Annotated in this window: 31 protein-coding genes; 11 read left to right on the top strand and 20 right to left on the bottom strand. The window is 44.3% G+C overall.

Annotation, left to right across the window (positions count from 1 at the left end; translation table 11 throughout):
* Positions 1-166 precede the first annotated feature (166 nt).
* The gene (locus AXI59_RS15665; protein WP_003154494.1) at positions 167-448 is read right to left on the bottom strand and encodes an Fpa/YlaN family protein; all 282 of its coding nucleotides are present in this window, start codon (positions 446-448) and stop codon (positions 167-169) included.
* Between the two features lie 108 nt (positions 449-556).
* Complete coding sequence (glsA, locus tag AXI59_RS15660) at positions 557-1,486, bottom strand: glutaminase A (RefSeq protein ID WP_061528681.1); 930 nt, start codon at positions 1,484-1,486, stop codon at positions 557-559.
* 103 nt (positions 1,487-1,589) lie between these two features.
* Here glsA and AXI59_RS15655 point away from each other — a divergent pair, with 103 nt between their 5' ends.
* A complete protein-coding gene (locus AXI59_RS15655) occupies positions 1,590-2,066 on the top strand; it encodes a hypothetical protein (protein WP_061520397.1) in 477 nt (158 codons plus the stop codon).
* On the opposite strand, the gene AXI59_RS15650 is transcribed toward AXI59_RS15655, so the two are convergent.
* A complete protein-coding gene (locus AXI59_RS15650; RefSeq protein ID WP_061528680.1) occupies positions 2,061-3,389 on the bottom strand; it encodes a PhoH family protein in 1,329 nt (442 codons plus the stop codon). The two genes, AXI59_RS15655 and AXI59_RS15650, sit on opposite strands and share 6 nt — an antisense overlap.
* 156 nt (positions 3,390-3,545) lie before the next feature.
* Between AXI59_RS15650 and AXI59_RS15645 the strand changes: the two genes are divergently transcribed.
* Both AXI59_RS15645 and AXI59_RS15640 read left to right on the top strand, forming a co-directional pair.
* Complete coding sequence (locus AXI59_RS15645) at positions 3,546-4,169, top strand: YhcN/YlaJ family sporulation lipoprotein (RefSeq protein WP_061528679.1); 624 nt, start codon at positions 3,546-3,548, stop codon at positions 4,167-4,169.
* A 111-nt stretch (positions 4,170-4,280) separates the two neighbouring features.
* Complete coding sequence (locus tag AXI59_RS15640; RefSeq protein WP_061520394.1) at positions 4,281-4,490, top strand: YlaI family protein; 210 nt, start codon at positions 4,281-4,283, stop codon at positions 4,488-4,490.
* Positions 4,491-4,532: 42 nt separating this feature from the next.
* Here AXI59_RS15640 and AXI59_RS15635 read toward each other — a convergent pair whose 3' ends face one another.
* Positions 4,533-4,853 (bottom strand): YlaH-like family protein, encoded by a 321-nt coding sequence (locus AXI59_RS15635; RefSeq protein WP_061520393.1) that lies wholly within the window; start codon positions 4,851-4,853, stop codon positions 4,533-4,535.
* Between the two features lie 55 nt (positions 4,854-4,908).
* The gene (gene typA / locus AXI59_RS15630) at positions 4,909-6,747 is read right to left on the bottom strand and encodes a translational GTPase TypA (protein WP_061528678.1); all 1,839 of its coding nucleotides are present in this window, start codon (positions 6,745-6,747) and stop codon (positions 4,909-4,911) included.
* 111 nt (positions 6,748-6,858) lie between these two features.
* Between typA and AXI59_RS15625 the strand changes: the two genes are divergently transcribed.
* Positions 6,859-7,047, top strand: coding sequence for a YlaF family protein (locus tag AXI59_RS15625; RefSeq protein ID WP_061520391.1), 189 nt, complete (start codon positions 6,859-6,861; stop codon positions 7,045-7,047).
* 305 nt (positions 7,048-7,352) lie between these two features.
* Positions 7,353-7,691, top strand: coding sequence for a hypothetical protein (locus AXI59_RS15620; RefSeq protein WP_061528677.1), 339 nt, complete (start codon positions 7,353-7,355; stop codon positions 7,689-7,691).
* A 37-nt stretch (positions 7,692-7,728) separates the two neighbouring features.
* On the opposite strand, the gene AXI59_RS15615 is transcribed toward AXI59_RS15620, so the two are convergent.
* Genes AXI59_RS15615 through AXI59_RS15600 form a run of 4 tightly spaced genes read right to left on the bottom strand, consistent with a single transcriptional unit; the run spans position 7,729 to position 10,734 of the window.
* A complete protein-coding gene (locus tag AXI59_RS15615; protein WP_061528676.1) occupies positions 7,729-8,022 on the bottom strand; it encodes an anti-sigma factor family protein in 294 nt (97 codons plus the stop codon).
* Complete coding sequence (locus AXI59_RS15610) at positions 8,019-8,540, bottom strand: sigma-70 family RNA polymerase sigma factor (protein ID WP_061528675.1); 522 nt, start codon at positions 8,538-8,540, stop codon at positions 8,019-8,021. Before AXI59_RS15610 ends, AXI59_RS15615 begins: the two co-directional genes overlap by 4 nt.
* Positions 8,541-8,810: a hypothetical protein gene (locus AXI59_RS15605; RefSeq protein WP_061528674.1), complete on the bottom strand. Its 270-nt coding sequence runs from the start codon at positions 8,808-8,810 to the stop codon at positions 8,541-8,543.
* Entirely contained in the window at positions 8,800-10,734 is a 1,935-nt protein-coding gene (locus AXI59_RS15600; protein WP_061528673.1) for a hypothetical protein, read from the bottom strand. Before AXI59_RS15600 ends, AXI59_RS15605 begins: the two co-directional genes overlap by 11 nt.
* Before the next feature lie 322 nt (positions 10,735-11,056).
* Between AXI59_RS15600 and AXI59_RS15595 the strand changes: the two genes are divergently transcribed.
* Positions 11,057-12,622 carry a M4 family metallopeptidase gene (locus AXI59_RS15595; protein WP_061528672.1) on the top strand — a complete coding sequence of 522 codons (1,566 nt, stop codon included), beginning with the start codon at positions 11,057-11,059 and terminating at the stop codon, positions 12,620-12,622.
* An 85-nt stretch (positions 12,623-12,707) separates the two neighbouring features.
* Here AXI59_RS15595 and AXI59_RS15590 read toward each other — a convergent pair whose 3' ends face one another.
* The 3 genes from AXI59_RS15590 to AXI59_RS15580 form a co-directional block, all read right to left on the bottom strand.
* On the bottom strand, positions 12,708-13,160 hold the full coding sequence (locus AXI59_RS15590) for a GNAT family N-acetyltransferase (RefSeq protein ID WP_061522024.1): 453 nt from the start codon (positions 13,158-13,160) through the stop codon (positions 12,708-12,710).
* Positions 13,147-13,944: an inositol-1-monophosphatase gene (gene suhB / locus AXI59_RS15585; protein WP_061522025.1), complete on the bottom strand. Its 798-nt coding sequence runs from the start codon at positions 13,942-13,944 to the stop codon at positions 13,147-13,149. The genes AXI59_RS15590 and suhB overlap by 14 nt, the downstream gene beginning before the upstream one ends.
* Before the next feature lie 133 nt (positions 13,945-14,077).
* The gene (locus AXI59_RS15580) at positions 14,078-14,266 is read right to left on the bottom strand and encodes a hypothetical protein (RefSeq protein ID WP_061522099.1); all 189 of its coding nucleotides are present in this window, start codon (positions 14,264-14,266) and stop codon (positions 14,078-14,080) included.
* Between the two features lie 234 nt (positions 14,267-14,500).
* Between AXI59_RS15580 and AXI59_RS15575 the strand changes: the two genes are divergently transcribed.
* On the top strand, positions 14,501-15,133 hold the full coding sequence (locus tag AXI59_RS15575) for a DUF1054 domain-containing protein (RefSeq protein ID WP_061522026.1): 633 nt from the start codon (positions 14,501-14,503) through the stop codon (positions 15,131-15,133).
* Between the two features lie 38 nt (positions 15,134-15,171).
* Here AXI59_RS15575 and AXI59_RS15570 read toward each other — a convergent pair whose 3' ends face one another.
* Positions 15,172-15,438, bottom strand: coding sequence for a UPF0223 family protein (locus tag AXI59_RS15570; protein ID WP_061522027.1), 267 nt, complete (start codon positions 15,436-15,438; stop codon positions 15,172-15,174).
* 179 nt (positions 15,439-15,617) lie between these two features.
* On the opposite strand from AXI59_RS15570, the gene AXI59_RS15565 reads away from it, so the two are divergent.
* Positions 15,618-17,090 carry an aminotransferase class I/II-fold pyridoxal phosphate-dependent enzyme gene (locus AXI59_RS15565; RefSeq protein ID WP_061528671.1) on the top strand — a complete coding sequence of 491 codons (1,473 nt, stop codon included), beginning with the start codon at positions 15,618-15,620 and terminating at the stop codon, positions 17,088-17,090.
* A 50-nt stretch (positions 17,091-17,140) separates the two neighbouring features.
* Here the strand turns inward: AXI59_RS15565 and AXI59_RS19505 are convergent, their stop codons facing one another.
* Both AXI59_RS19505 and AXI59_RS15560 read right to left on the bottom strand, forming a co-directional pair.
* Complete coding sequence (locus tag AXI59_RS19505; protein WP_003154518.1) at positions 17,141-17,260, bottom strand: GapA-binding peptide SR1P; 120 nt, start codon at positions 17,258-17,260, stop codon at positions 17,141-17,143.
* 113 nt (positions 17,261-17,373) lie between these two features.
* On the bottom strand, positions 17,374-18,174 hold the full coding sequence (locus AXI59_RS15560; protein ID WP_061528670.1) for a polysaccharide deacetylase family protein: 801 nt from the start codon (positions 18,172-18,174) through the stop codon (positions 17,374-17,376).
* A 245-nt stretch (positions 18,175-18,419) separates the two neighbouring features.
* On the opposite strand from AXI59_RS15560, the gene AXI59_RS15555 reads away from it, so the two are divergent.
* On the top strand, positions 18,420-18,794 hold the full coding sequence (locus AXI59_RS15555) for a hypothetical protein (protein ID WP_061522030.1): 375 nt from the start codon (positions 18,420-18,422) through the stop codon (positions 18,792-18,794).
* A gap of 46 nt (positions 18,795-18,840) precedes the next feature.
* Here the strand turns inward: AXI59_RS15555 and lpdA are convergent, their stop codons facing one another.
* The 5 genes from lpdA to AXI59_RS15530 all read right to left on the bottom strand — a co-directional run bounded on the left by lpdA (position 18,841) and on the right by AXI59_RS15530 (position 24,917).
* Positions 18,841-20,253 carry a dihydrolipoyl dehydrogenase gene (lpdA, locus tag AXI59_RS15550; protein ID WP_061522031.1) on the bottom strand — a complete coding sequence of 471 codons (1,413 nt, stop codon included), beginning with the start codon at positions 20,251-20,253 and terminating at the stop codon, positions 18,841-18,843.
* 4 nt (positions 20,254-20,257) lie between these two features.
* The gene (gene pdhC, locus AXI59_RS15545) at positions 20,258-21,586 is read right to left on the bottom strand and encodes a pyruvate dehydrogenase complex dihydrolipoyllysine-residue acetyltransferase (RefSeq protein WP_061522032.1); all 1,329 of its coding nucleotides are present in this window, start codon (positions 21,584-21,586) and stop codon (positions 20,258-20,260) included.
* Between the two features lie 117 nt (positions 21,587-21,703).
* Positions 21,704-22,681 carry a pyruvate dehydrogenase complex E1 component subunit beta gene (gene pdhB / locus AXI59_RS15540; RefSeq protein ID WP_013352120.1) on the bottom strand — a complete coding sequence of 326 codons (978 nt, stop codon included), beginning with the start codon at positions 22,679-22,681 and terminating at the stop codon, positions 21,704-21,706.
* Between the two features lie 3 nt (positions 22,682-22,684).
* On the bottom strand, positions 22,685-23,800 hold the full coding sequence (gene pdhA / locus AXI59_RS15535; protein ID WP_061522033.1) for a pyruvate dehydrogenase (acetyl-transferring) E1 component subunit alpha: 1,116 nt from the start codon (positions 23,798-23,800) through the stop codon (positions 22,685-22,687).
* Between the two features lie 424 nt (positions 23,801-24,224).
* A complete protein-coding gene (locus tag AXI59_RS15530) occupies positions 24,225-24,917 on the bottom strand; it encodes a YkyA family protein (protein WP_420806860.1) in 693 nt (230 codons plus the stop codon).
* A gap of 227 nt (positions 24,918-25,144) precedes the next feature.
* On the opposite strand from AXI59_RS15530, the gene AXI59_RS15525 reads away from it, so the two are divergent.
* Both AXI59_RS15525 and def read left to right on the top strand, forming a co-directional pair.
* A complete protein-coding gene (locus tag AXI59_RS15525; RefSeq protein WP_061528668.1) occupies positions 25,145-25,357 on the top strand; it encodes a YjcZ family sporulation protein in 213 nt (70 codons plus the stop codon).
* A gap of 110 nt (positions 25,358-25,467) precedes the next feature.
* Entirely contained in the window at positions 25,468-26,022 is a 555-nt protein-coding gene (gene def / locus AXI59_RS15520) for a peptide deformylase (RefSeq protein ID WP_061528667.1), read from the top strand.
* Positions 26,023-26,024 lie beyond the last annotated feature (2 nt).

The following is a 26,024-nucleotide window of genomic DNA, read 5'->3' as shown; positions in this document are numbered from 1 at the left end:
TATTGCGTATTATATTTTACTATAATTCATAAACAATTTACGCAGTTTCTTTATAGTTTTTCGGATGAAATGCAGATTAAGAGACCGTCTCTTGAAAAGAAGATGCAAAAAAACGGTTTACGGTTATAAAAAAACCCAAACCGTTGAAAAGTTTGAGTTTGATCATTTATTTTCCTGTAAACGCGTCATGCAAAGCTGACAGTTCTCTTTCCAGTCTGTCCAGCAGTTCTTTTCCGTCGTTTTCATCAACTAATCCCAGGCGGACAGCAAAATCGATTTCCCTCGACAGTCCGAACATCTGAGTATCCAAAACCTCTTCATAAAGAGGACATTGAGGCATCGTTAAGTTATCCATTTGTACTCGGATCAGCTTCAAAATCTTCTCAGCATCTAACTTCAACAGCTCAAATGCTTTCTGCTGATGGTCAACTATAATCTCTGAAGCCAAAAGTATCCCTCCGTTCCCCAGGCGAGTACCTAATTCTTCTATTTATCATAAAGGGTATCAGCTGAAATTGCAAGAGGATTTAAGCAGATGTTATGATAAAAAAATGTTTTAAAAAATACTCAGCCTGTATATCTCAGACATGATTTCCAGAAGCTTCACACCCGCTATACTGTTGCCTTTTTCGTCCAGTGCCGGGCCGAAAATCCCGATGCCGAAGTTATAAGGCGAAATACCCATGACCCCCCCTGAGACACCGCTTTTCGCCGGGATGCCGACTTTGATCGCAAACTCCCCGCTCGCATTGTACATGCCGCATGTCACCATAAAGGTTTTACAAATTCTTGCGACATCTTTTGAGATGACCTGCTCTCCCGTCTCCGGATGCTTTCCGTCAAGTGCGAATACACAGCCGATTTTTGCTAAATCCAGGCTGTTCATCTCAATTGCACATTGCTTCGTATATAAGTCCATCACCTCTTCAACGTCACCTTCGAAAATATCATATTGCTTCATGTAATAGCACATCGCGCGATTAATCATCGATGAGCGGAATTCTGATTCTGCGACGTGTTTGCAGTATGTAATCTCAGGATTGTTCGCAAGCCTTCTGATAAATCCGAGCAAATAATCCAGACTTTCTTTCGCAGACTGTCCCTTAATTAAGCTTGTGACGACAAGTGCGCCCGCATTAATCATCGGATTTAATGGTTTGCTCGGATTCACTGTCTCAAGCTTAATAATGGAATTAAACGGGTCGCCCGTCGGCTCCTGCCCGACATAGCTGAATACCTTTTCCTTTCCGTAATCCATTAAGACAAGCGCAAGAGAAAGCACCTTCGAAATACTCTGCAGCGTAAATGTTTGATCGTCGTCGCCTGCCGACAAACATGTATTCTCCGCATGATAAATTGTGACAGATAGGCTGTTTTTCTCCGATTCAGCCAATGCCGGAATGTAGTCGGCCACCTTGCCTTTTTCGGTCATTTTTTTCGCTTCCTGAACTAACGCCTCCAGCTCCCGGTTATGCCGGCACACCATCTCGATCATCCTCACTTTGCTGCCTTCGTTTACATCTAATTTGTGACGCAAAGTGACAATTCATGCGAAAACTTTTATACTTTAGATAAAGGGGGGCTTCACCATGAGCGTTATTCAAGTAAAAGGAAATGTAACATACCCAATTACAATTGATCCGAGTGTCTGGATTTTTGATGACCGCAAATTTTCGTTTGAGAAACAGCAGCCCGTTCATCCGGACGGCGCGGCTGAAACGGATGAGTATACGACTGATACAGAGCGGGTGATCAGAGAAGGGCGCATTTCTCCGCCGACATTAAAAAGCGAAAAACGCTTTAAAAAGGAAAAGTTGATGAACGGCAGTTTCGCAATGAAGCTGGGCGCCGTTTTATCAAATGCGGAACCGAAAGAAAGCGCTGTCCAATGCGTCTTTATTTCAGATTCAGAGAGAACCGCCGTTCCGCTGGAAAAGGCGCTTGAGAGCATCGCTCATTTCAGCGAAGCGGGCAAGCCGCTCAAAGACGGCGGTCCCGTCCATATTTATGTGGACGAAAACCTTGATAAGCCGATAACCGGCGTAAAAGAAATCGAAATCCTATAGCAAATCGGCAGCCAGCTGGGCAAGGCCGGACCTTTCGCCTTTCACAAGCTTGACGCTGCCTGAGACGGTTTGTCCTTTAAACCGCTCCACGACATAAGCAAGTCCGTTATTTAAACTGTCTAAATATGGGTGATCTATTTGCTCCGGATCGCCCATCAGGACAATTTTGCTGCCCTCACCGACCCTTGTCAAAAGCGTTTTCACCTCATGCCTCGTGAGATTTTGCGCCTCGTCAATAATAATAAATTGATCCGGAATGCTTCTCCCCCGAATGTATGTCAGAGCCTCGACCTGAATCGAACCGATACCGGACAAAATCGCTTCGAGCTCACCCGGCTTTTTCGCATTGAACAAAAATTCAAGATTATCAAATATCGGCTGCATCCAAGGTTTAAGCTTTTCTTCTTTTTCACCCGGCAAATATCCGATATCCTTCCCTACCGGTACGATCGGCCGTGCGACGATCAGCTTTTTATAAATGCCCAAATCCTCCGTTTGCAAAAGCCCCGCAGCAAGAGCGAGCAGGGTTTTCCCGGTTCCCGCTTTGCCGATTAATGTCACGAGCGGGATATCTTCCCGCAGCAAAAGTTCAAGCGCCATTGTCTGCTGAACGTTTTTCGGTCTGATTCCCCACACATGTTCATCATCGAAGACAAGTTTTTTCACTGCTTCTCCCTTTTTATCAGCAATGCCGACCGCAGACGAAGAACCTCCCAATTCATCCTTCATCAGTACAAATTGATTCGGGTGAAACCGATGCTGAGGCAGCTCTTGCACGGCGATTTGTTTGTTTTTGTAAAACGATGTAAACAGCTCATTATTCATGTATATATCTTTGTATCCGCTGTAGACTTCATCATGATCAACGACTCTGTCGTTTAAAAAATCCTCAGCCAAAAGTCCGATGGCATCAGCCTTCACTCTGACAAGCACATCTTTGCTGACCAGGATGACGAGGCGCCCGTTTTCCTTTGTTCCTTCTTCAAGGCTTAAATTTTTCGCGACCGCCAAAATGCGGTTGTCATTTGTTTTTTCAATGAAAATTTCTTGCAGCTGGTGAAACGATCGGTGATTCAGTTCAATTCTGAGCGTTCCTCCGCTTGTAAGCGGAACTTTTTCATGCAGCCTTCCTTTTTGCCTGAGTCCGTCTATCAGCTTAGATACGTGCCTCGCATTCCTCCCGACCTCATCCATATACCGCTTTTTTGAATCGACCTCTTCCAGCACAACGGCAGGGATGACAACTTCGTGTTCTTCAAAGGAAAAAATGGCGTTAGGATCCTGCAATAGTACATTCGTATCTAACACATAAATTTTACTCAAGTCTCAGCCTCCTGATATAAGGATCAAAGCCCATCAAATGCTTCTCTTCAGTTAAAAAAACGGGGATGCCTGCTAAAATATATGTTTTGGTGAATAAAGATAGAAGGTTAATTCAACAATAAAATAAATGAAAGCATTAAAGGAGGGAACCTGTCAGTGCGAATTCTTTTCATGATCATACAAGCTCTTTTCATTTTGACAGGCTGCAACGCTGTACAGGACGGGCGGGACCGCGCCGTTCAGAACGAATCAGCCAATCAGCAGGAAACAAAACCGATTCATGTCAAAAATACGGCGCCTGATACAACCAACAATCCAAGCCGGACAGACATCGCCAGACATCTTGTTGAGGTAACGGAAAAAATCCCCGGTATAACAGACGCTACTGCGGTTGTTCTCGGACGATATTCCGTTGTCGGAATCGATGTTGATGATAATTTAGAAAGAAGCAAAGTGGAAACCATTAAATACACCGTGGCCCAAGCATTAAAGAATGATCCTTACGGCGCAAATGCCGTTGTGGTTGCCGATCCTGATACATTCGCCCGTTTAAAAGGAATGGGCAAGGATATTCAGGCAGGCCGTCCTGTCTCAGGCATTTTAGATGAACTCGCAGCCATTGTCGGCCGGGTGCTGCCGGAAGTGCCAAACAATGTGACAGATAATGAGAAAGAATCACCGACAAAATCAAATAATGATCAGCTTAACCAGAGGGATCAAAACAAGTTACAGCAAGAACAGAACGATCAATCGGATCATCATATGAAAAACCGGCAATAAGAAACAACGCCCTGCACATTCGCCGGGCGTTGTTTTCTTTTCACTTTCTTATTTTGGCGCCCGGCTGATCCGTGTTATAATGCTTGTCATAGTGAAAGAGGTGAAAAATCAATGAGAGTAAAATGTTCCATTTGCGACAAACTTGAACAAATTGATGATGAAACACTGACAGCCAAACGCCTCCGCAACCGTCCGATTCATACATATATGTGCCAGGAATGCCATGACCGAATCAAAATCAAAACAGAGGCGCGGCTGAATACCGGACACTTCTCTTTTCATCCCGGACAAAAAGCGAAAAAAGACAAAGTGAAAAAATAGATCGAATTAAAAATGACCCCGCCGGCAGGCAAGGTCATTTTTTTATTGCGGTTTAGCTGACTGTCCTTTTTTTGACTGGTGCAAACGGATTTTGTAGATGATCAAAATCAAGGCGGCGACAACCAAGCCCTCCCCTACCGGCAAAAACACACCGAAAAAGGTCAGCACGGTGCAGCCGAGCACAAGAAAAAGATAAACGGCCGCAGCCTTTAAAACCGGCAGCCGTTTGGCAAAGCCCAGTTTAAACACAATCACCGAAAGCACGACGATCGTTCCGTATAACAGCCACATCCCGGTCAGCGGATGCTGATCCACTTGATAAAGAGCAGCAAAGAACGACAGCCGTTCGCTCACTTCATTCAAAAAGATTCCCTCCCCTTTTACGTTCGGGTTCTATCTTTTCAAATTCTGCAAGTGATTAAGACATTCCTGCTGTTTTTTTCTTTTTCGCCGCTTTTTCACGTTCGTTTTTGTTCAGGATTTTCTTTCTTAAACGGATGGATTCCGGCGTTACTTCACAGTATTCATCGTCGTTTAAGTACTCCAGCGATTCTTCAAGCGACATGATGCGCGCTTTTTTAATCGTTGTCGTTTGGTCCTTCGTCGCAGAACGGACGTTAGTCTGCTGTTTCATTTTGCTGACATTCACCACGAGGTCATTGTCGCGGTTATGTTCGCCGACGATCATTCCTTCATAAACCTCTGTGCCAGGCTCAACAAAAATCACACCGCGGTCTTCAATACCTTGAATTCCGTAAGATGTCGCTTTTCCGTTTTCCATAGACACAAGCACACCTTGGCGGCGTCCCCCGACTTGGCCTTTTTGCATCGGCTGATAGCTGTCAAACGTGTGGTTAAGGATACCGAAACCGCGCGTCAGTGACAAAAACTCAGTAGAGTAGCCGATAAGGCCGCGTGAAGGAACGGTAAAGATCAAGCGCACTTGGCCGTTTCCGTTATTAATCATATCGAGCATTTCGCCTTTTCTGGCACCCATTGATTCCATGACAGACCCAGTGTGCTCTTCAGGCACGTCGATTTGAACGCGTTCAACCGGCTCACAGGTTACGCCGTCAATTTCTCTAATGATAACTTCAGGTTTAGACACTTGAAGCTCATAGCCCTCGCGGCGCATGTTTTCAATCAAAATCGATAAGTGAAGCTCACCGCGTCCTGAAACGACCCACGCGTCAGGTGAAGCTGTCGGCTCGACACGCAGGCTGACGTCAGTTTGAAGCTGCGCGTTCAGACGCTCTTCAATTTTTCGGGCTGTAACAAATTTGCCTTCACGTCCCGCAAACGGGCTGTTGTTGACGACAAACGTCATTTGAAGTGTAGGCTCATCAATACGCAGAACAGGCAGCGGCTCATGATGGTCAGCCGGACAAACCGTTTCCCCTACGTTGATGTCTTCCATTCCGGACACCGCCACAAGGTCTCCCGCTTTTGCTTCTTCAATTTCCACGCGCTTCAGCCCTTGGAAACCGAAAATTTTCGTTACGCGGAAAGATTTCATCGTTCCGTCAAGCTTCATCAAGGACACTTGCTGGCCGACTTTCATCGTGCCGCGGAAAACACGTCCGATACCGATACGGCCGACATAATCGTTGTAATCAAGCAAAGCCACTTGGAATTGAAGGGGCTCGTCAGCATTGTCAACCGGCGCAGGCACATGCTCAAGAATCGTTTCATACAGCGATTCCATGTTTTCGTCCTGCTTTTTCGGATCAAGGCTTGCCGTTCCGTTAATGGCAGAAGCGTATACTACTGGGAATTCAAGCTGTTCTTCGTTTGCGTCAAGTTCGATGAACAGATCAAGAACTTCATCGATCACTTCTTCAGGACGCGCAAAATCACGGTCGATTTTGTTAACGACAACAACCGGATTTAAGTTTTGCTCAAGAGCTTTCTTCAGCACGAAGCGGGTTTGCGGCATGCAGCCTTCGTATGCGTCAACGACTAAAAGCACGCCGTCAACCATTTTCATAATCCGCTCTACCTCTCCTCCGAAATCTGCGTGTCCCGGAGTGTCCAAAATATTAATACGTGTATCTTTATAGTTAATCGCAGTATTTTTCGCAAGAATTGTAATACCGCGTTCACGTTCAAGATCATTTGAATCCATTGCGCGTTCAGCAATATTTTCGTTGGCACGGAATGTTCCGGCTTGGTGAAGCAATTGGTCTACCAAAGTCGTTTTCCCATGGTCAACGTGGGCAATAATCGCGATGTTGCGAAGATCGGTTCGAAGTTTCACATTTTCATCTCCTAAAAAAATTAGATAACTTTCATATTATACCACACATCCTCTTTAAAAGCGTCACGTTTTTCTGTAAACTGAACGTATGACGTTAAAGGGGATGGAAATATGAAAAAATTCAATTGGCTTTTATTATTATTTGCATTCGCAGCTGTTTTCAGCATGATGCTGATTGGCGTATCTATCGCAGAAAAAAGCGCATGGGGCATCATCGGAAGCCTTGTTCTCGTTATCGTTATGATGGGAAGCGGTTTCACTTTAAAGAAAAAAATGCGTGAACGAGGACTGCTTGATTAAAAGCATGACCAATCAGAAATCCCGTAAACACAAAAAGTGCATACGCTTGTAAAGCCTGAATAAAAGATTCAGGCTTTTTTGCGTCTTCAGAATGTATAAATGTTCTGATCATTAAGGGCTTAACTCACCCGTCACCTAGTCAGGAAGCCGTAAATAACAGAACTTTCTCTAGTTACATCAGCAGAGGCAAGCAAACGATGCACCTTGAAATAGTCCGGCAAAGGTATGAAGGAAATACCATAAAACCCATTTCAATTTCTATACTTGTGGCTGTAAGCCAATACACATGACAGGGAGTGAACGAAATGAAAACATCTTTTTTCAAGAAAACCGTATTAACAGCCGCCGTAACTGCCTCAGCCGCCTTGCTTGCATGCAGCCCGCTCGATTCTGCCGGAGCAAAAACACTGAGTCCAGATGAAACACATTTCCTGCAATCAGCGGCACAAAAAAATCCTGAAGATCTCACAAAGCTGCTTGACATCATTAATCAATTGATTTATGAAAAAGACGGCGCCTATTATTTTGACAGCGAAAAAGCAGGCATCGGCAAAGAACAGGCGCAGTTATATGCCGACTTCTTCCATTCACTGCCTCAAAAGGTGTTGGAAAGCATTTATACAGGTCTTCATCCAGCTGCATAAACGGAAAAGACGCCCGGCAATTGAGCCGGGCGCTTTTTTATAACAGCAGATTGACAAGCAGCATGATCATAAATACCGCGCCGAACAAGCAGGCGGCTTTTGTCAGCATGACGCCGTAATATTTTTGTCTGAACCGGCTTTCTTCTTCCTCGTAACAGGCCGGTTCTGTTATCCTGACGGCGTCAAGCTCAAGCGGTTCCTTCATCAAACGGTATAATTTCCCGCACCCCTCGCATTCCTCAAGATGGCGGGCCATAAACCGTTCCGTCTCTTTTTGGCAATCACCTTCTATATATAAAGGGAGCAAATCTCTCACTAAACAGCAAGTCATATCTGTCCGTCCTTCCTTTTTTCCGCTAAGTGCTGTTTCAGCTGCAGCCTTGCTCTGTACAGCGTGCTTTTCACCTTCGAAAGACTCCAGCCCAAAATGTCAGCAATTTCTTCATAAGACAGCTCTTGAAATTCTCTTAAAATCAAAACGGTCTGCTGATCGCTTTTTAAACGCAGAATCTGCCGTGTTAACGCCTCATGTGCGTCTGTCCTGCTTATGTATTGTTCCGGCAGTTCATATGTCGTTTGCTGAAGCCCTTCACTTTGGCTGATATCTGAAAATTGATATTTTCTGTCACGCCTGTACCAGTTGATAAACGTATGATGGGCAATGGCATAGAGCCATGTCCGGATAGAAGAATGGCCTTTAAACGACTCAAGCCCGTTAAATGCTTTCATAAACGTGTCCTGAGCGAGATCCTTAGCGGTTTCAGCATCATGAGTCCGTCTGTACAAGTAATACATAATATCTTGATAATGTTCACGGTATAACTGTTCAATCGACATCTTGTTTTTCATTTAAAAATAAAACCACACTGTCATCCAGATCGAGAGCACAATAAAGAAGCCATATAATACGTACGCACAGCGTTTCATATATTTAATCTGGCGGGCATCATCCGCCGGCGCCTTCACCACATCCTCACGCTGCTTTTTCGCGTTTTTTACCTCACTTCCGAATAACGGTTCATGCTCCTCCATCCATTGAAGCGTGCCTCCCTCAAGCTCTCCTTCCTCATAAAGCTCATATAAATCGAGAAAAACGGACTTTTTTTCTTTATTGTTCATAAAGGTTCACCGCCTTATAAGTGTCCGCATTTACCACATAGGCGTCATGGCGGTTTGAACCGAACGGCTGAATGATCACAAGCCACGCATCATATCTCACACCGTCTTTCACCGCTGTGACCGGTTTCACCCGTTTTTTGTAGATGATATCGTTATATTTTGCGGCAACCTTGCGAAATGCTTTTTTCCCCTCTTCATATGTGTGTGAAAATGTTTTGGCCATCCCCCGCTCATATAAAGATGCCTCAGTCATCCCCTTTTCATTTTGCAGCGTAATTGTGTGCTTTCCGCCGGCATCCTGAAACACAAAACCGTCTTTCAATTTGTCACCTTGCTTAACCTCTGAAGTGTCAGCGCCCAGCAATGAGAAAAGCTTCTTTTGAAGCTCAGTCTTTGTAAAAGACGAGTTTTCATCTGGGAGACTAATCTTGAAAAGCCGTCCGGATTCTGTATCAAACTCTAGTTCCGTCCCGTTTTTCGCAGTAACCGTCAGACTGCTGCCACTCAGGCTGTTGATGTCTATATTTGTAATACCAAAAGCCTGATCAGACATTTGCAGCGTATGAAAGGCGGCTTTTGTTTTATTGATGATACCCTTTTGAGTCATGTGCACCTGCGGCAAGGACTCAAGCTTATAGATTGACGGGTTTTCAGAAAAGCTCATGATGGTTTCCTTTTCCCAGTAAAACACCGTACCCGGCTGCTTATGATGAATGTCCGGGTTTTTCGGTATAATCTCTACCACAATCTGCTGATTTTCTTTCCTTACTTTTGTTTTAATGCGTTCTATATCCAGCTTCCGGCCGTGCGCCGACAAAAACTCCAATGACTTTTTGCGATATTCTTTCTCTGTCAATGTACGGCCTTCCGGTTTCTTCAGGTAGTTGTAATTTTGTATCATTTGTGAAACTTCATCGACTTCTGCTTCATAATCTTCAGTTTTAAAACGGTAAAAATAATGCAGATCCTGATTAGTGTCTGCTAAGTAAATCGGTTTTTTAGCCGGAAAAAATGAAGTTACTATCCGTTCCGCTTTTTCTGAGGTGATATGCTCCCCGACGTAATCAACAAAATCAGCTGAAATCGGTTTCGAAACGGCAAAAGCAGCATCCCCCGCATTGTACAGCGGGTTTAAAAAAACAATAAAACATACAGCAATCGCTGCCGCAAGGGCTGTTTTCACCCGGCAGCTTATTTTTTTTGACATATGAAACAAATGATGGCTCATCAGAAAACCCGCCATCGTTAAATAGGTAGTATACGGAAAAAGCCTGCCGTAATCTTTTGCAGTGTCAGGATACGGAACGAGCACAAAAACCAAAATCCCGATCACCGCCGCATAAAACAAACCGATAAAGACGGCTTTCGGCTTCCAGTACATCTTAAAGAATAGAAAATTCATAGAAATCAACAGCAATAAAATGATCACAACAAAACAAAGTGATTCATAAATATCTGTTTTTGTCATGTATTCAGGGCTGTGTCTCCAATAGGAGAAAAAACTAAAGATTACCTGAATAACGGGCATCGTCACCACTGTGAGATCAAAGGTATAAAACATACCCTTCCCCTTCTGCTCTTGAGGCAAAAGCATATAGTGAAAGGCTGTAAGCAGCACATACCCATACATTAAGAGATGGACAATCGGAAGAAGTTCACTGCCTTCTGACGTCAAATATTCTGCTGTAAAATGAGTAATGCGCACCTGATGAATCATTTCAATCGTAATGCCCGTCAATAAAACGGCACGCAGCAGAAAACCGGCATAAAACATCACCGTCTGGCGGTTGATTTTCGGATGGAAGGTAAGCGCGTATAAAACAGAAAGGCAAGCGGCTGACCACTGAATGATAAAAACGCTCTGCCTGCTTAAAATAAAGTACCTGTCGAAGTGCAAAATAAAATGGCTGAAAGTGTCTGACATCTGTAACAATCCTTTACATTTATTAAGGCCTTACCCGGTTAGACAACCGGCACTGAAAAAAGTTTCAAAAATAATAAAATTTTTCCCCTATCATATTTTCTGCTTCCATTTGTCATTTTTCTCTCGCTAAATCGCATCAATCGACTCATGTCTACATCAACACGTGCCTCTCGGCTTATCTCCCGACACCTTCCAACATAAGCTTACACAGGACAATTCTATCAATTCATCTTTCGAGCCTATTTTTATATTGCAGAATGTGAGATTGCTGGTTTATTATAACAATATAAGTTTTCATTATTTTCAAAAAGGGGGATTTATTGTGGGTTTAGGTAAGAAATTGTCTGTTGCTGTCGCTGCTTCATTTATGAGTTTAACAATCAGTCTGCCAGGTGTTCAGGCTGCTGAGAATCCTCAGCTTAAAGAAAACCTGACAAATTTTGTGCCGAAGCATTCATTGGTGCAATCTGAATTACCTTCTGTCAGTGACAAAGCGATCAAGCAATACTTGAAACAAAACGGAAAAGTGTTTAAAGGCAACCCTTCTGAAAGACTGAAACTGATTGATCATACAACAGATGACCTCGGCTACAAGCACTTCCGCTATGTGCCTGTCATTAACGGTGTGCCTGTTAAAGACTCTCAAGTTATTATTCACGTCGATAAATCCAACAATGTCTATGCGATTAACGGAGAATTAAACAATGATTCTTCTAATCAAACGGCAAACAGCAAAAAATTATCCGCTGATCAGGCGCTGAATCACGCTTTTAAAGCAATCGGCAAATCACCTGAAGCTGTTTCCAACGGAAATGTTCCGAATAAAAACAAAGCGGAGCTGAAAGCAGCTGCCACAAAAGACGGAAAATACCGTCTCGCTTATGATGTAACCATTCGCTACATTGAGCCGGAACCGGCAAACTGGGAAGTAACCGTTGATGCAGAAACGGGTAAAATCCTGAAGAAGCAAAACAAGGTGGAGCATGCCGCCGCAACCGGAACAGGTACGACTCTTAAAGGAAAAACGGTATCATTAAATATTTCATCTGAAGGCGGAAAATATGTGTTACGCGATCTTTCTAAACCGACCGGAACACAAATTATTACGTATGATCTGCAAAACCGCCAATCTAACCTGCCGGGCACGTTAGTATCAAGCTCTACAAATCAATTCACGACTTCTTCTCAGCGCGCTGCCGTTGATGCTCATTACAACCTCGGCAAAGTGTATGATTATTTCTATCAGACATTTAAACGCAACAGCTATGATAATAGAGGAAGCAAAATCGTATCGTCCGTTCACTACGGCAGCAGATATAATAACGCGGCCTGGATCGGCGATCAGATGATTTACGGAGACGGTGACGGTTCATTCTTCTCTCCTCTTTCAGGCTCATTGGACGTAACCGCTCATGAAATGACGCACGGCGTCACACAGGAAACGGCAAACCTGAATTATGAAAATCAGCCGGGCGCTTTAAATGAATCCTTCTCTGATGTATTCGGATATTTCAATGATACTGAGGACTGGGATATCGGTGAAGATATTACGGTCAGCCAGCCGGCTCTCCGCAGCTTATCGAATCCGACAAAATACGGTCAGCCTGACAATTACAAAAATTACCAAAACCTTCCGAACAACGATGACGGCGACTATGGCGGCGTTCATACAAACAGCGGAATTCCGAACAAAGCCGCTTACAATACGATTACAAAAATCGGCGTGAAAAAGGCAGAGCAAATTTACTATCGCGCATTAACAGTATACCTCACTCCTTCTTCCAGTTTTAAAGATGCAAAAGCAGCTTTAATTCAATCAGCGCGTGACCTTTACGGTTCTCAAGACGCTGCCAGCGTAGAAGCTGCATGGAATGCAGTCGGATTGTAATCATTAGGAGACCGGATATTTCCGGTCTCTTTTTCACGTTCTTGCAGTTGTCAAAAAAAGCCGCCGATTTTACACGGAGGCTTTTTCACAATGGTTTTACCATAATCATATACGTTTTTTCCCGGTCGTCTTTTTCAAGCTTCAGCTGCTCAAAGCCGCATTGGCTTAAAAACAGAACCCATTCCTGCCTGTCAATCGGAACGGCTGCAAACATGGCTTTATTTTCCGCTTTCAGCCCGCTTCCGATCTTTTCTATAATCGCGCGGGCACATCCTTTATGCTCTGCTTCAGGACGGACCGCCACGGTTCCAAGCCACGGTTTTCCGTTTGAGGGCGCCCAATCCAAATGAAAGCTGACGGCCGCAGGAATCCCGTCATCCTCCCAGACGAGCCATGTTCCGTTGTACATGGAATACGAGAGCATAAAGCTTGCCGCATCTTTCGTTCCAAGCTCCTCTTTTTTCCACACAGGATGAGCTTCTGCCAATTGCTCCAAGAAGCTGAGGTCCTCTTCTTCAAACTCTCTACTTGTCAGCATGCAAATAGTCGTTAAAAATGATTTTATGTATCGCCGGATTTCCCGCAAGCACGCTGTGGTTGTCTAAAAACGTAAAGTGCTCCCCTTCAACAGTTGTATAAATGCCTCCGACTTCGTTCAGCAAAATACAGCCTGCAGCGTAATCCCACGGAGCGAGCCTCATGGTAATGTATGCGTCGATGCGTCCTGCCGCAACACTTGCCAGCTCCAGTGCCGCAGAGCCGTAAGAGCGTGTTCCTCTCACCCGTTTCACAAGCGGCGCTAAAATGCCCGGGTCAATTCTCCTGTTCTCCGTCACCCAAGTGGCATTCACCGCAATAATCGCTTCTTCAATCGGCACTTCGCGCAAAGAAGGCAGCGCCGTGTCATTCATATAAGCACCCTCTCCGCTGAATGCGTGGTACAGCTCATCCTGCATAACGTCATAAATCAGCCCGATTTTCCCTTTTCCGTTTTCAAAGATGCCGATGGAGATCGCAAAATGCCGCTGCTGGTGGACAAAATTCATCGTTCCGTCAATCGGATCAATGATCCAGACAACGCCGTCAAGGGAGTGAAGCTTATCCCCCTGCCCTTCTTCCCCGAGAATACGGTGGCCCGGGAAGGTTTGCTGTATACAGTCAATGAAAAAGCGTTCTGTCTCTTTATCAATATTTGTGACTAAATCATTCGGATTTGATTTTGTTTCGATCGTCAAGTTTTCCTGCATGGATTGTTTGATTCTGCTTCCTGCTTCTCTTACCCATTTTTTTGCGATTTCATCAATTTCCGTCCAATTTGTCATACCGTGTACCTCTTTTCTATGTATAGCTTTACTCTATAGCATACTGATAAAGGCGATTAAAAAGCAAGGAAAATGAAAAATATGCCTTCTCACGTAAAAACGAACCATTCCGGCGGTTCGTTTTTACTATTCTTTATCCGTTAAGACGAATCCATTCTTTTCTGAGACCCTCTAATTTCCTTTTGCTGAGTTCAATTTGGTCTTCATTTTCTTTTTGCAATGCCTCGTACAGGGTTGCCAATTCATAATCAACCTCTAGTCTCCAGACAGCTACACGGTTATTTTTTTCCTCTCTGAACCCTTCCTTCACCACTTGCCTCATTGTCTTTCGCCCCTCCCAGAGATCATTTGTTAAAAAAGCATCCCATTTCCAAATCATTTATGATACTTCTTATATCGTATGGAAACTTATATTCGGCTGTAACATCATTCTTAAAATTGTGTGTTTACCTATTCGTTTTTTACCACATTTCCCCTCTCTTCAAACGCTCTCAATGTTTTTGCCGTCAAAACCAACTGTGGTAAAATATGAATACTTAATAAAAGGAGGAAAAACATGACACAAATGCGTTTTACTAATGAGGACTTTGATACATTTACAATAGAAGGTTTAGATGCGCGCATGGAGGTGTTAAAGGAACAGGTCCGGCCGAAGCTGACCCTTTTAGGCGAGCATTTTGCCCCGACATTGTCGGCATTGACAGGGGACGAAATGTTTCCGCACGTCGCCAAGCACGCCAGAAGATCTGTTAACCCGCCGGCTGACAGCTGGGTCGCCTTTGCGAGCAGCAAAAGGGGCTACAAAAAACTTCCCCACTTTCAAATCGGTTTGTGGGACACTCATATGTTTGTATGGTTCGCCATCATTTATGAGTCTCCGATAAAAGAGGAGTACGGCAAATTGCTTGAAGCGAAGCAGGAGGATATCATAAAGCAAATCCCGGCTCACTTTGTCTGGTCTCCGGATCATACGAAGCCCGGTGCGTACAAGCAGTCCGAAATGGATCATGAGCAGCTGAAAACATTATTTGAACGTCTGCAGACAGTTAAAAAAGCTGAGCTTTTATGCGGCATTCAGCTTCCGAAAGAAGAAGTTATCAACATGAACAACCAAGAATTCCTGCAAACCATTGAAGATGCCTTTCAAAAGCTATCGTTTTTATACACTCTGACGCAAAAAGTCTCATAACATAAAAAGCGGGCCGTTTCCGGCTCGCTTTTATTTACTTACATCTTAATAACCGCTTGATCTGATTCTTTTGCCTGTTTCACAGTCCTGTACGGAGAATATGTGCTGTCTGTCTCAAATCGGCCGCAAATCTTCTTTTCTTCCGCTTTTCCCGGAACAATTTCTTTGAAACGCCGATAGGCCTGCAGCAGTTTGTCACGATCGGCACCTTTTTCATAGGCTTTTTCCACCTGCTGAAAAAAGGCAATCACATCCACAGCCTCCTCTGTCGTCCAGTCCTCGTTCATCGGATATTGATATTCCAAATCTCTTCACTCCTTCATTATCCTGCTCAAAAAAAGCATCTTCCATAGATCATAAATTGTTCTTTACATTCTTTCAAGTTCATAATATAATTCATTTGTTTTACGTTAAAAAAACGGGTAATAAACTCAATGTAATACACACTAATTGCGTAGGTATTATGACAAAGGTGGGAAAACAATTGCCGCAACATGAAACACCCCTGTACAGCGGACTGAAAAAGCACGCGAACAGACAGCCTGTCCAATTCCACATTCCGGGCCACAAAAAAGGTGCAGGAATGGACCCAGAATTCAGACAATTTATCGGAGAAAACGCGTTAAGCATAGATTTAATTAACATTGAACCTCTTGATGATTTACATGCGCCAAAAGGAATGATCAAAGAAGCGCAGGAACTGGCCGCTGAGGCATTCGGCGCAGACCACACCTTCTTTTCCGTACAAGGAACGAGCGGCGCCATTATGACGATGGTCATGGCGGTTTGCGGACCCGGAGATAAAATCATCATTCCGAGAAATGTCCATAAATCAATTATGACAGCCATTGTATTTTCCGGAGCGGTGCCTATTTTTATACACCCGGAAATTGATGATGAGCTTGGAATTTCTCACGGCATCACACTCGAATCAGCCGAGCGCGCCTTAACAGAGCACCCTGACGCCAAAGGGCTTCTTGTCATTAATCCGACTTATTTCGGTGTCGCAGCCGACTTAAGCAGCATTGTGAAGCTCGCACATTCTTACAGCGTTCCGGTCCTTGTAGATGAAGCGCACGGCGTGCATATTCACTTCCATGATCAGCTCCCTCTGTCTGCCATGCAGGCAGGCGCTGATATGGCAGCCACAAGCGTGCACAAATTAGGCGGTTCTTTGACGCAAAGCTCTATCTTAAATGTAAGAGAAGGCCTTGTGTCTAAAGACAGGGTACAATCGATTTTAAGCATGCTGACAACAACATCAACGTCCTATCTGCTTCTCGCCTCATTAGACGTCGCGAGAAAACGGCTGGCAACTGAAGGCCGGCAGCTTCTGGAGGATACAATTATCCTCGCAAATCAAACGCGGGAACGCCTGAATCAAATTGAAGGCATCCGCTGTGTCGGAGCAGAGATAACGGGTTCTAAGGCTGCGTTCAGCTATGACCCGACCAAATTAATCATCTCTGTAAAAAATCTCGGCCTAACGGGTCATGACGTTGAAAAATGGCTGCGTGAATCATACAACATTGAAGTCGAGCTGTCCGATTTGCATAACATTTTATGTATTTTCACTCCGGGCGACAGAGCTGACGATGCTGACCGTCTTGTTAACGCCCTTGCAGAGATTTCAAAACGGGCCTCCGCCAATGAATTTGCTCATAAGCAAACTGAAGTTCTGCTCCCTGAAATTCCGCTTTTAGCGATGACACCACGGGATGCATTTTACGCAAATACGGAAATCGTCCCTTTAAAAGAATCAGCGGGACGGATTATTGCGGAGTTTGTTATGGTGTATCCGCCGGGAATTCCGATCTTTATCCCAGGTGAAATTATTACGGAAGAAAACATCAGCTACATTTTCAAAAACCTTGATGCCGGCCTTCCCGTTCAAGGCCCGGAAGACGCCACGCTGGAAATGATCCGTGTCATTAAAGAACAAAAGGCGATCCAATAAGACGTGAAAAAGCCCGAAACAAAGTATGTTTCGGGCCTTTTTTATATTTTTTACTCTTCTTCAAGATGACACTGGCATTGTCCGCAGCATGTTCCGTATAACGTTGTCACCTTCTCATCCTCGAAGTAATGAATGGCTTCGTTACAGTCTTGGCAAACAATCGTTCCCATCTCTCATTCCCCATTTCTCAGAATTTGAAAACGCTTAATTTTTATTTGTTGTTATTATATTATTATGTCACATTTAATATGTCAACCACTAAATTGTATAACACATTTATTTTTTACGGCCTCTTGATCGCTTTCGGGTCGATAATGGTATATCCTTTATCCCGGAGTCCTTTCACAATATCCGGTATTGCTTCATCCGTCCACTTCCGATCATGCATGAGAATATTGGCGCCGTCCTGTAAATAAGGGCTGTTAAGGGTAATGTCAGTAAGCGCTTTTTTTGATTGATATTTCTGATCCCAGTCATATCCGAAGGTCCAATTCGTTTTTACCATGCCTTCTTTTTGGATGAGCCTGTCACTGTATTCAGTGTTGCTTCCGAAAGGTGCTCTGAAAAATGCAGGCTTTTCCCCGATCACTTTCTCAACGGCTTGATTAACGCCGGCAATTTCTTCCCGTTGTTTTTGTTCCGAAAGATTTTTTAAATTTTGATGGGTCATCGTATGATTTCCGATCATAAAGCCTAATTCATGAATATGCTTGAGCGCTTTTTTATTTTCATCTTTTTTTAGAAATTGTCCGTTCACAAAAAAAATAGCTGATGCATGAAGGTCGTGCAGCTTGTCAGCAATGTCAGCCGCATGCTGATCGGGCGCGTCATCTATCGTTAACAGCGCAATCGGTTTTTTGTCTTTCTGTTCATCCAGTCTTTCAACCGCAAAGGTTTTAGGATTGATTTGATAGCAGGTCTCAGCCTTCTGCTTTGCCGGCTTGTCGGATTTTGCCTTGCCGCTTTTCTGTTCCGTTTTACCGGCAGCAGCATGCGAATGGGTTTTGCTTGATTCCGGCTCCTCATTTGATTCGCAGCTGACGAGGAAACACACACACATGACAGCTGCAATTGCTTTATACATAAGAATCCCTCCTGCTTGGTTTTGCCCACAGTATAACGAAAAAACAGCTGTTTCACGATGAATAATGTGCCTTTTTTACGCATTGGGAACGGATCTTGTCACCCGTATTATTTCTTCATTAAAAACGGTTTCAATTATATAACAATTAAGTAACAAGCCTTAGCTTTCTCAGGTCTCGTGATACACTTTACATAGTCCTTGTTAACGGATGTTCCATTACAATATAAAACAGAGGAGAAAGATAGATGCGCTACCGCACGGTGATTCCCTTTTTTTTGATGTTATTTGTTTTGTCAAGCTGTTCGGTTTCTACGGTCAGTCCATTCAAAAAAAACCGGATCGACAGCATTCATCACACTCAAATCTTGTTTTTTTCCGATGAAAACCATATAGATAAAGAAGTGCCCTATTACGATGCGATTCTTGATTTGGAGAAGAAATATCCTCATCATGTAGATCAAATGAAGGTATATGACAACAGAAAAGGATGGGAAGAAGAAATCAATACGTTCCCGGCTCTTATGGTCATCAACCATAGCCATGTCGTCATGAAGATAGAAGGGTCCGTTAAGAAAAAAGAAGATATTATAAAGCCTATGCAGCATGTGCTGGCACAATAAAAAACAGCCCCCGTTTTTACACGGAGGCTGTTTCTTTTTTACGTTATTATTTTACAATATGGATCGGGCTTCCGATTGCCACTTCCGCAGCTTCCATTGTGATTTCGCCCAATGTCGGGTGAGCGTGAATTGTCATTGCGATATCTTCAGCAGTCATACCGCCTTCGATCGCCAAGCTCAATTCAGAAATCATATCAGATGCGCTCGCACCGGCAATTTGCGCACCGATGACAAGGCCGTCTTCTTTACGAGTGATCAGCTTCATGAAGCCGTCAGTTTCGTTAAGAGAAAGCGCACGTCCGTTTGCAGCAAACGGGAATTTAGAAGCAACCACTTCAAGGCCTTCTTCTTTCGCCTGTGCTTCAGTGTAACCGACAGAAGCCAGTTCAGGCTCAGAGAATACAACGGCTGGAATACCGAGGTAATCGATTTCAGCAGGCTCTCCGGCGATGGCTTCCGCAGCGATTTTACCTTCGTAAGACGCTTTGTGAGCCAATGGAGGTCCGTCAATGATATCACCGATTGCGTAAATGTTCGGCACGTTTGTGCGGCATTGCTTGTCTGTTTTGACTACGCCGCGGTCAGTCATCTCAATACCGACTTGCTCAAGGCCGAGCTCATCAGTGTTTGGACGGCGTCCGACAGTGATTAATACGTAATCAGCATCAACTGTTTTTTCTTCGCCTTTTACTTCGAATGTAACTGTTACGCCGTCAGCTTTTTCTTCGACACCTTTTGCCATAGCGCTTGTATGGATTTCAACGTTGCCTTTTTTCTTTAAGTTGCGTTTAACAAGAGAACTCATTTGTTTTTCGAAGCCAGGAAGAATTTCGTCTCCGCCTTCTAAAATAACAAGTTCAGTTCCGAAGTTTGCATACGCTGTTCCAAGCTCAGTACCGATATATCCGCCGCCGATGACAACAAGCTTTTTAGGAATTTCTTTAAGCGCAAGTGCGCCTGTAGAATTCAGAACGCGTTCGCTATATTTGAAGTTTGGCAATTCGATAGGGCGAGAACCGGTAGCAATAATCGCGTTTTTAAACGTATATGTTTGCGCAGAGTTCTCATCCATCACACGGACAGAGTTGCTGTCTACAAAATAAGCTTCGCCTTTGACGACGTCTACTTTATTTCCTTTAAGAAGACCTGCAACACCGCCAGTAAGCTTATTTACAACAGAAGCTTTCCATTCTTGGACTTTTGTAAAATCAACTGTTACGTTCTCAGCAGTGATTCCCATGTCATCTGAGTGTTTTGCGTTCTCATAACGATGGCCTGCATTGATGAGCGCTTTTGAAGGAATACAGCCGACGTTCAGACAAACGCCTCCAAGAGTTGCTTTTTCAACGACTGTTACTTTTTGTCCAAGCTGAGCGGCGCGGATGGCAGCCACATAGCCGCCAGGTCCCGCACCAATCACAAGAGTATCTGTTTCAATAGGGAAATCTCCTACTACCATAACATTACGCCTCCATTAAAATAAGTTGTGGATCGTTCAGTAAACGCTTGATGTGATTTAACGCATTTTGTGCAGTTGCTCCGTCGATCATACGGTGGTCGAAGCTGAGAGAAAGAGCTAAGACAGGAGCAGCTACAATTTCACCGTCGCGGACAATCGCTTTTTCAGCGATGCGGCCGATACCGAGAATCGCAACCTCTGGATGGTTAATGACCGGAGTGAACCATTGGCCGCCGGCAGAACCGATATTTGTGATTGTGCAAGAAGCGCCTTTCATTTCCGCAGGTGCAAGCTTGCCTTCACGCGCTTTTGTAGCAAGGCTGTTGATTTCATCAGAGATTTCGAAAACGGCTTTACGATCGGCATTTTTCACTACCGGCACAAGCAAGCCTTTTTCTGTATCCGCAGCGATTCCGATGTTGAAGTAGTGTTTTTGAACAACTTCATCTGTTTTATCATCAATAGATGTGTTTAAAACAGGGAATTTTTTCAGTGCGGATGTTAAAGCTTTTACGACGTAAGGCAAGTATGTCAGCTTAATGCCTTGATCAGCAGCAACTTGTTTGAACTGTTTGCGGTGTGCAACAAGATTTGTTACGTCAACTTCATCCATTAGAGTTACGTGCGGTGCAGTATGCTTAGAGTTCACCATTGCTTTTGCAATCGCTTTACGGATACCGCTCATTTTCTCGCGAGTTTCCGGGAATTCGCCTTCAGGCGCTTGAACCGCTGCTGGTTTTGCTGTTTCCTGAGGTGCAGCAGTTTCTTGAGGCGCCGCCTCTTGAGCCGCTCCGCCATTTGCAAAGCTGTCGATATCTTCTTTCACAACGCGTCCGTTATTTCCTGAACCCGTTACTTTACGGATATCAACGCCTTTTTCACGGGCATATTTACGTACGGAAGGCATAGCGATCACGCGTTTGTTCGGATCAGCTTCCGCTTGATCCTGCTGTCCTGCGCCGGTTTCTTTTGCCGGCTCAGCAGCGCGTTCTTCTTTCGCTACATCTTGTCCCGCTTCAGCAGATGACTGAACTTGAGCTTCAGTTTTTGCGTCGCCGGACTCGTCGCTTCCTTTGAATTGAAGGTCTTCGTAACCAGGTGCGTCAAACGTAATAATCGTTTGTCCAACAGTTGCAACTGTTCCCTCTTCAACTTTTAATTCTAATACTTTTCCTTTAACAGGTGAAGGAATTTCTACCACTGCTTTATCATTTTGCACTTCAGCCAGTACATCGTCTTCTTCTACCTCGTCGTTCGGCTTGACAAACCACTTAACGATTTCACCTTCGTGGATACCTTCTCCGATATCTGGAAGTTTAAATTCAAATGCCACAGTTTTCGACCTCCTAGTTGATTAAGCAAATTTTAGTTATACATACGGCAAGCATTGAACCATCATTGAACAAGGGAGGAAAAGAACTCGTCTTCTCCTCCTGTTTATGAAGCCTGATTAAAATTCAAGAACTTTTTTCGCAGTTTCAAGAACGTCTTTATGGTTTGGAAGCCATACGCTCTCAGCTTGCGAGAAAGGAAATACTGTATCAGGCGCTGCGACACGGAGAACAGGAGCTTCCAAGCTCAAGATCGCGCGGTCATTAATTTCAGCTACAACGTTAGCGCCTACGCCGGCTTGTTTTTGAGCCTCTTGTACAACAATTGCGCGGCCTGTTTTTTCAACAGAAGCAATGATTGTATCAATATCAAGCGGGCTTACAGTGCGAAGGTCGATAACCTCAGCAGAAACGCCTTCTTTTTCAAGCTCTTCAGCAGCTTTCAGCGACTCATGAACCATTGCGCCGTATGTGATGATAGACAGATCAGTTCCTTCGCGTTTCACATCAGCTTTGCCAAGCTCGATTGTGTATTCTTCTTCAGGAACTTCCTGACGGAAAGAACGGTAAAGTTTCATGTGCTCTAAGAAAACGACAGGGTCGTTATCACGGATGGCAGAAATCAAAAGTCCTTTAGCGTCATACGGAGTTGACGGAATAACGACTTTAATTCCCGGCTGCTGAGCCACAAGGCCTTCTAAGCTGTCAGCGTGAAGTTCAGGTGTATGAACACCGCCGCCGAAAGGAGAACGGATTGTCACCGGAGAAGTCCAGCGTCCGCCTGAACGGTAGCGCATACGAGCCATTTGTCCTGAAACTGAATCCATTACTTCATATACAAATCCGAAGAATTGAATTTCCATAACCGGACGGAAACCGTTCAACCCTAAACCAAGAGCAAGACCGCCGATGCCGGATTCAGCAAGAGGCGTATCAAATACACGGTCTTCACCAAATTCTTTTTGCAATCCTTCAGTCGCACGGAATACGCCGCCGTTTACACCAACGTCTTCTCCGAAAACTAAGACATTTTCGTCATTTTTCAGTTCTGTGCGTAACGCATCCGTGATTGCTTGAATCATTGTCATTTGCGCCATGGCTTACTTCGACTCCTTCTGTGTATAAGTTTCTAATTGCTCTTTAAGGTTATAAGGCAATTCTTCGTGCATGATTTTGATTAAATCAGTCACTTTTTGTTTTGGTTCAGCATCTGCTTTTTTGATGGCTTGCTTAATTTCTTCTTTCGCAGCCTCAATCACTTTGCTTTCTTCCTCTTCAGACCACAGGCCTTTGTTTTCAAGGAACGCGCGGAAACGAACGAGCGGATCTTTTTGCTCCCATTCGTTTTCAATTTCTTTCGTACGGTATTTCGTCGGATCGTCACCGGCCATTGTGTGCGGGCCGTAACGGAATGTAAGTGTTTCGATTAAAGTCGGGCCTTCGCCGTTGACTGCGCGTTCGCGCGCTTCAGCAGTTGCCGCGTATACAGCAAGAGCATCCATACCGTCTACTTGCACACCGACAATTCCTGCTGCCGCTGCTTTTTGAGCAATCGTTTGAGCCGCAGATTGTTTTTCAACCGGAGTTGAAATGGCATAGCGGTTGTTTTGCACTACGAAGATCGCAGGAGCTTTGTAAGCGCCGGCAAAGTTGATTCCTTCGTAGAAGTCCCCTTGAGATGCGCCGCCGTCACCTGTATAAGTGATCGCTACGGCTTTTTTGCCCCGTTTTTTAAGACCTAACGCCACACCGGCAGTTTGGATGTATTGAGCACCGATAATGATTTGCGGAGAAAGGGCGTTCACGTCATCAGGCATTTGGTTTCCGCGGAAGTGTCCGCGAGAGAATAAGAATGCTTGATAAAGCGGCAGTCCGTGCCAGATTAATTGCGGTACATCACGGTAGCCCGGAAGAACGAAATCTTCTTTTTCAAGCGCGAAATGTGTTGCAATTTGTGAAGCTTCCTGGCCGGCAGTAGGAGCGTAGAAACCAAGACGTCCTTGACGGTTTAATGAGATAGAGCGCTGATCCAGCACACGCGTGTACACCATGCGGCGCATGAGCTCTTTTAATTGATCATCTGTTAAATCAGGCATCGCCGCTTCATTCACGACTTCTCCCTTTTCATTTAAAATTTGGAACGTTTCGAACTGCTTCTTAATGGCATCAAATTGCTTCTTACTGTCAACGATCGTTTTTTTCGTTTTTGCAGCCATACTAAAGTCACCTCTTCCTTTCTTTTAAACAGTCATTAGACGTGCATTCCTTTTATACATACAAACCTAGGATACCCTAAAGTATTAGCAGCAAGTCGTATATATTTTAGCCTATCCCCAGTTTGCCGAAACCTTTTATGTAGGATCATCACTATCTGATCTGAACTGTATTATTGCGGAGTTGTAAATGACTGATACAACTCTGCTTAACATGGATAAGTTTACACTAAACAAAGAAGACCCGTCAATCGTTTTGAACATTGATTTTTAATAAATGTATTCGCTTTATATTTATCGGGTGCGGCCGGCTGTTTTTCATTTTTCAAACTGTACTAGTATACACCTGATAACTGTACTACAATAGGATCGGCAAACTTTTTTTCAAACACAAAAAAGGGCCCGGCTGTCCGGTCCCTTCTCCCATTCAGCTTTCCTTAACGTGAAAGCCGGCCGCTTTATATAGTTCTTCCCTTGATTTATTGTATTGTTTTGTCTGCTCGTTAAATGCTCCGGTTTGTTTTAACACTTTTTGGTAGGAACTGTTCACTTTGCTGATCTGTTTATCAAGATCATCGGCAGTCAGGTCTTTTTTCTTAATCATTTTATACAATTCTTTGTCATATTGAATCGCTTTTTCATACTCTTTATACATACCGGTGTACGATGCATAACGTTTTTCCATATGGCCGGCCGCTTCTTTTGCCTTTTTCTTAATGGTTTTATCTTTAATCGAGCCGGCTGCTTGTCGGGCGGCTTCAAATTCTTTTTTAGAGCTGTCAATACTGTCTTTTTCCGTTTTTAAATGCTGCTCTCGCTGATCTGCATTTTTAAGCGCTTCATCCGCCAAAGAAACAATTTTGGAATAATCGTCCATATTGAGCTGAATCATATCGTTATACAGCTTATCGTCTTTTTTCTCTAATTTTTCTAATTCCTGCTGCTCCTTTTGAAACGGCTTTTCCACTTGCACGACTTTCTCCAGCGAATCATGAAGCGACTCAACCGAGTCTTTTCCCCCGCAGCCCGCTAGCAGTATACTTGCAGCGCCGAGTGCTCCGATGCCCGCAAACATTCGTTTTTGAAAATTATTCACACTGAAATCCCCCAATCTTGACATTTTCTACTATAGAAGCCTCGGCGCCGTTTGACAATAGCTGAGCTGTAATTGCTTTTTTCGGCACACTTCGGGATTGCAGCCATCAGGAAATTGTCAGAGAAAACTTGCACAAAAAATTAGAGAAAACAGGGCATATGACCATACATCTTTATGGCTTTCACATAGTTTATAGTAGACGCTGGCCCTGCTGACAAAGGGTCAGCGTAATTAAAAGAGGAGGGTTTTTTATGTACGGAGGATATGGATACGGATATGGCGGCGGTTGTTGCGGTTACGGCGGCGGTTACGGCGGCGGTTACGGCGGCGGTTACGGCGGCGGTTACGGCGGCGGTTACGGATACGGATGCGGAGGCGGATATGGCCGCACATTCGCTTTAATAGTAGTATTATTTATCTTGTTGATCATCGTCGGTGCCGCTTTTTTAGGCTGCGGCTGCTGATCGCAAGCCATGAATATCGACCAGCCTTTTACGGCTGGTCTTTTGTTTCGTTGCGCCCCGGTAAAGAAATTCGCTATAATTTACATATAAAGCTTTAGGAGTGAAGTTTCTTGATTACTATGGAAAATATTGTCCGTGACGGACACCCCGCACTCAGAGAAGTCGCAGAAGAAGTTCAGCTTCCCGCCTCTGATGAAGAAAAACAGCATCTTGCTGATATGATTGAGTTTGTGAAAAACAGCCAAAATCCGGAATTAGCCGAGAAATACCAGCTTCGTCCGGGTGTAGGGCTTGCGGCTCCGCAAACTGACGTAAAAAAGCGGATGATCGCTGTTCACGCAGAGGACGCAAAAGGCACATTATACAGCTACGCGCTGTTTAACCCTAAAATCGTCAGCCACTCGGTGGAAAGAAGCTATTTAACGAGCGGAGAGGGATGCCTGTCTGTAGACGAACGCATTCCGGGCTACGTTCCGCGCTACGCCCGTATCAGAGTGAAAGGAACGACACTTGAAGGGGAACAGATCGACATTCGCCTGAAGGGCTTTCCGGCCATTGTGTTTCAGCATGAGATTGACCATCTGAACGGCATTATGTTTTACGATCATATCGATAAAGAAAATCCGTTCAAAGAACCTGACAATGCCATTGCCATTGATCGGTAAAA

Source organism: Bacillus nakamurai, assembly GCF_001584325.1.
GTDB lineage: Bacteria > Bacillota > Bacilli > Bacillales > Bacillaceae > Bacillus > Bacillus nakamurai.
The sequence above is the reverse complement of the archived record's forward strand: the minus strand, read 5'-3'. Positions and strand labels throughout refer to the sequence as shown.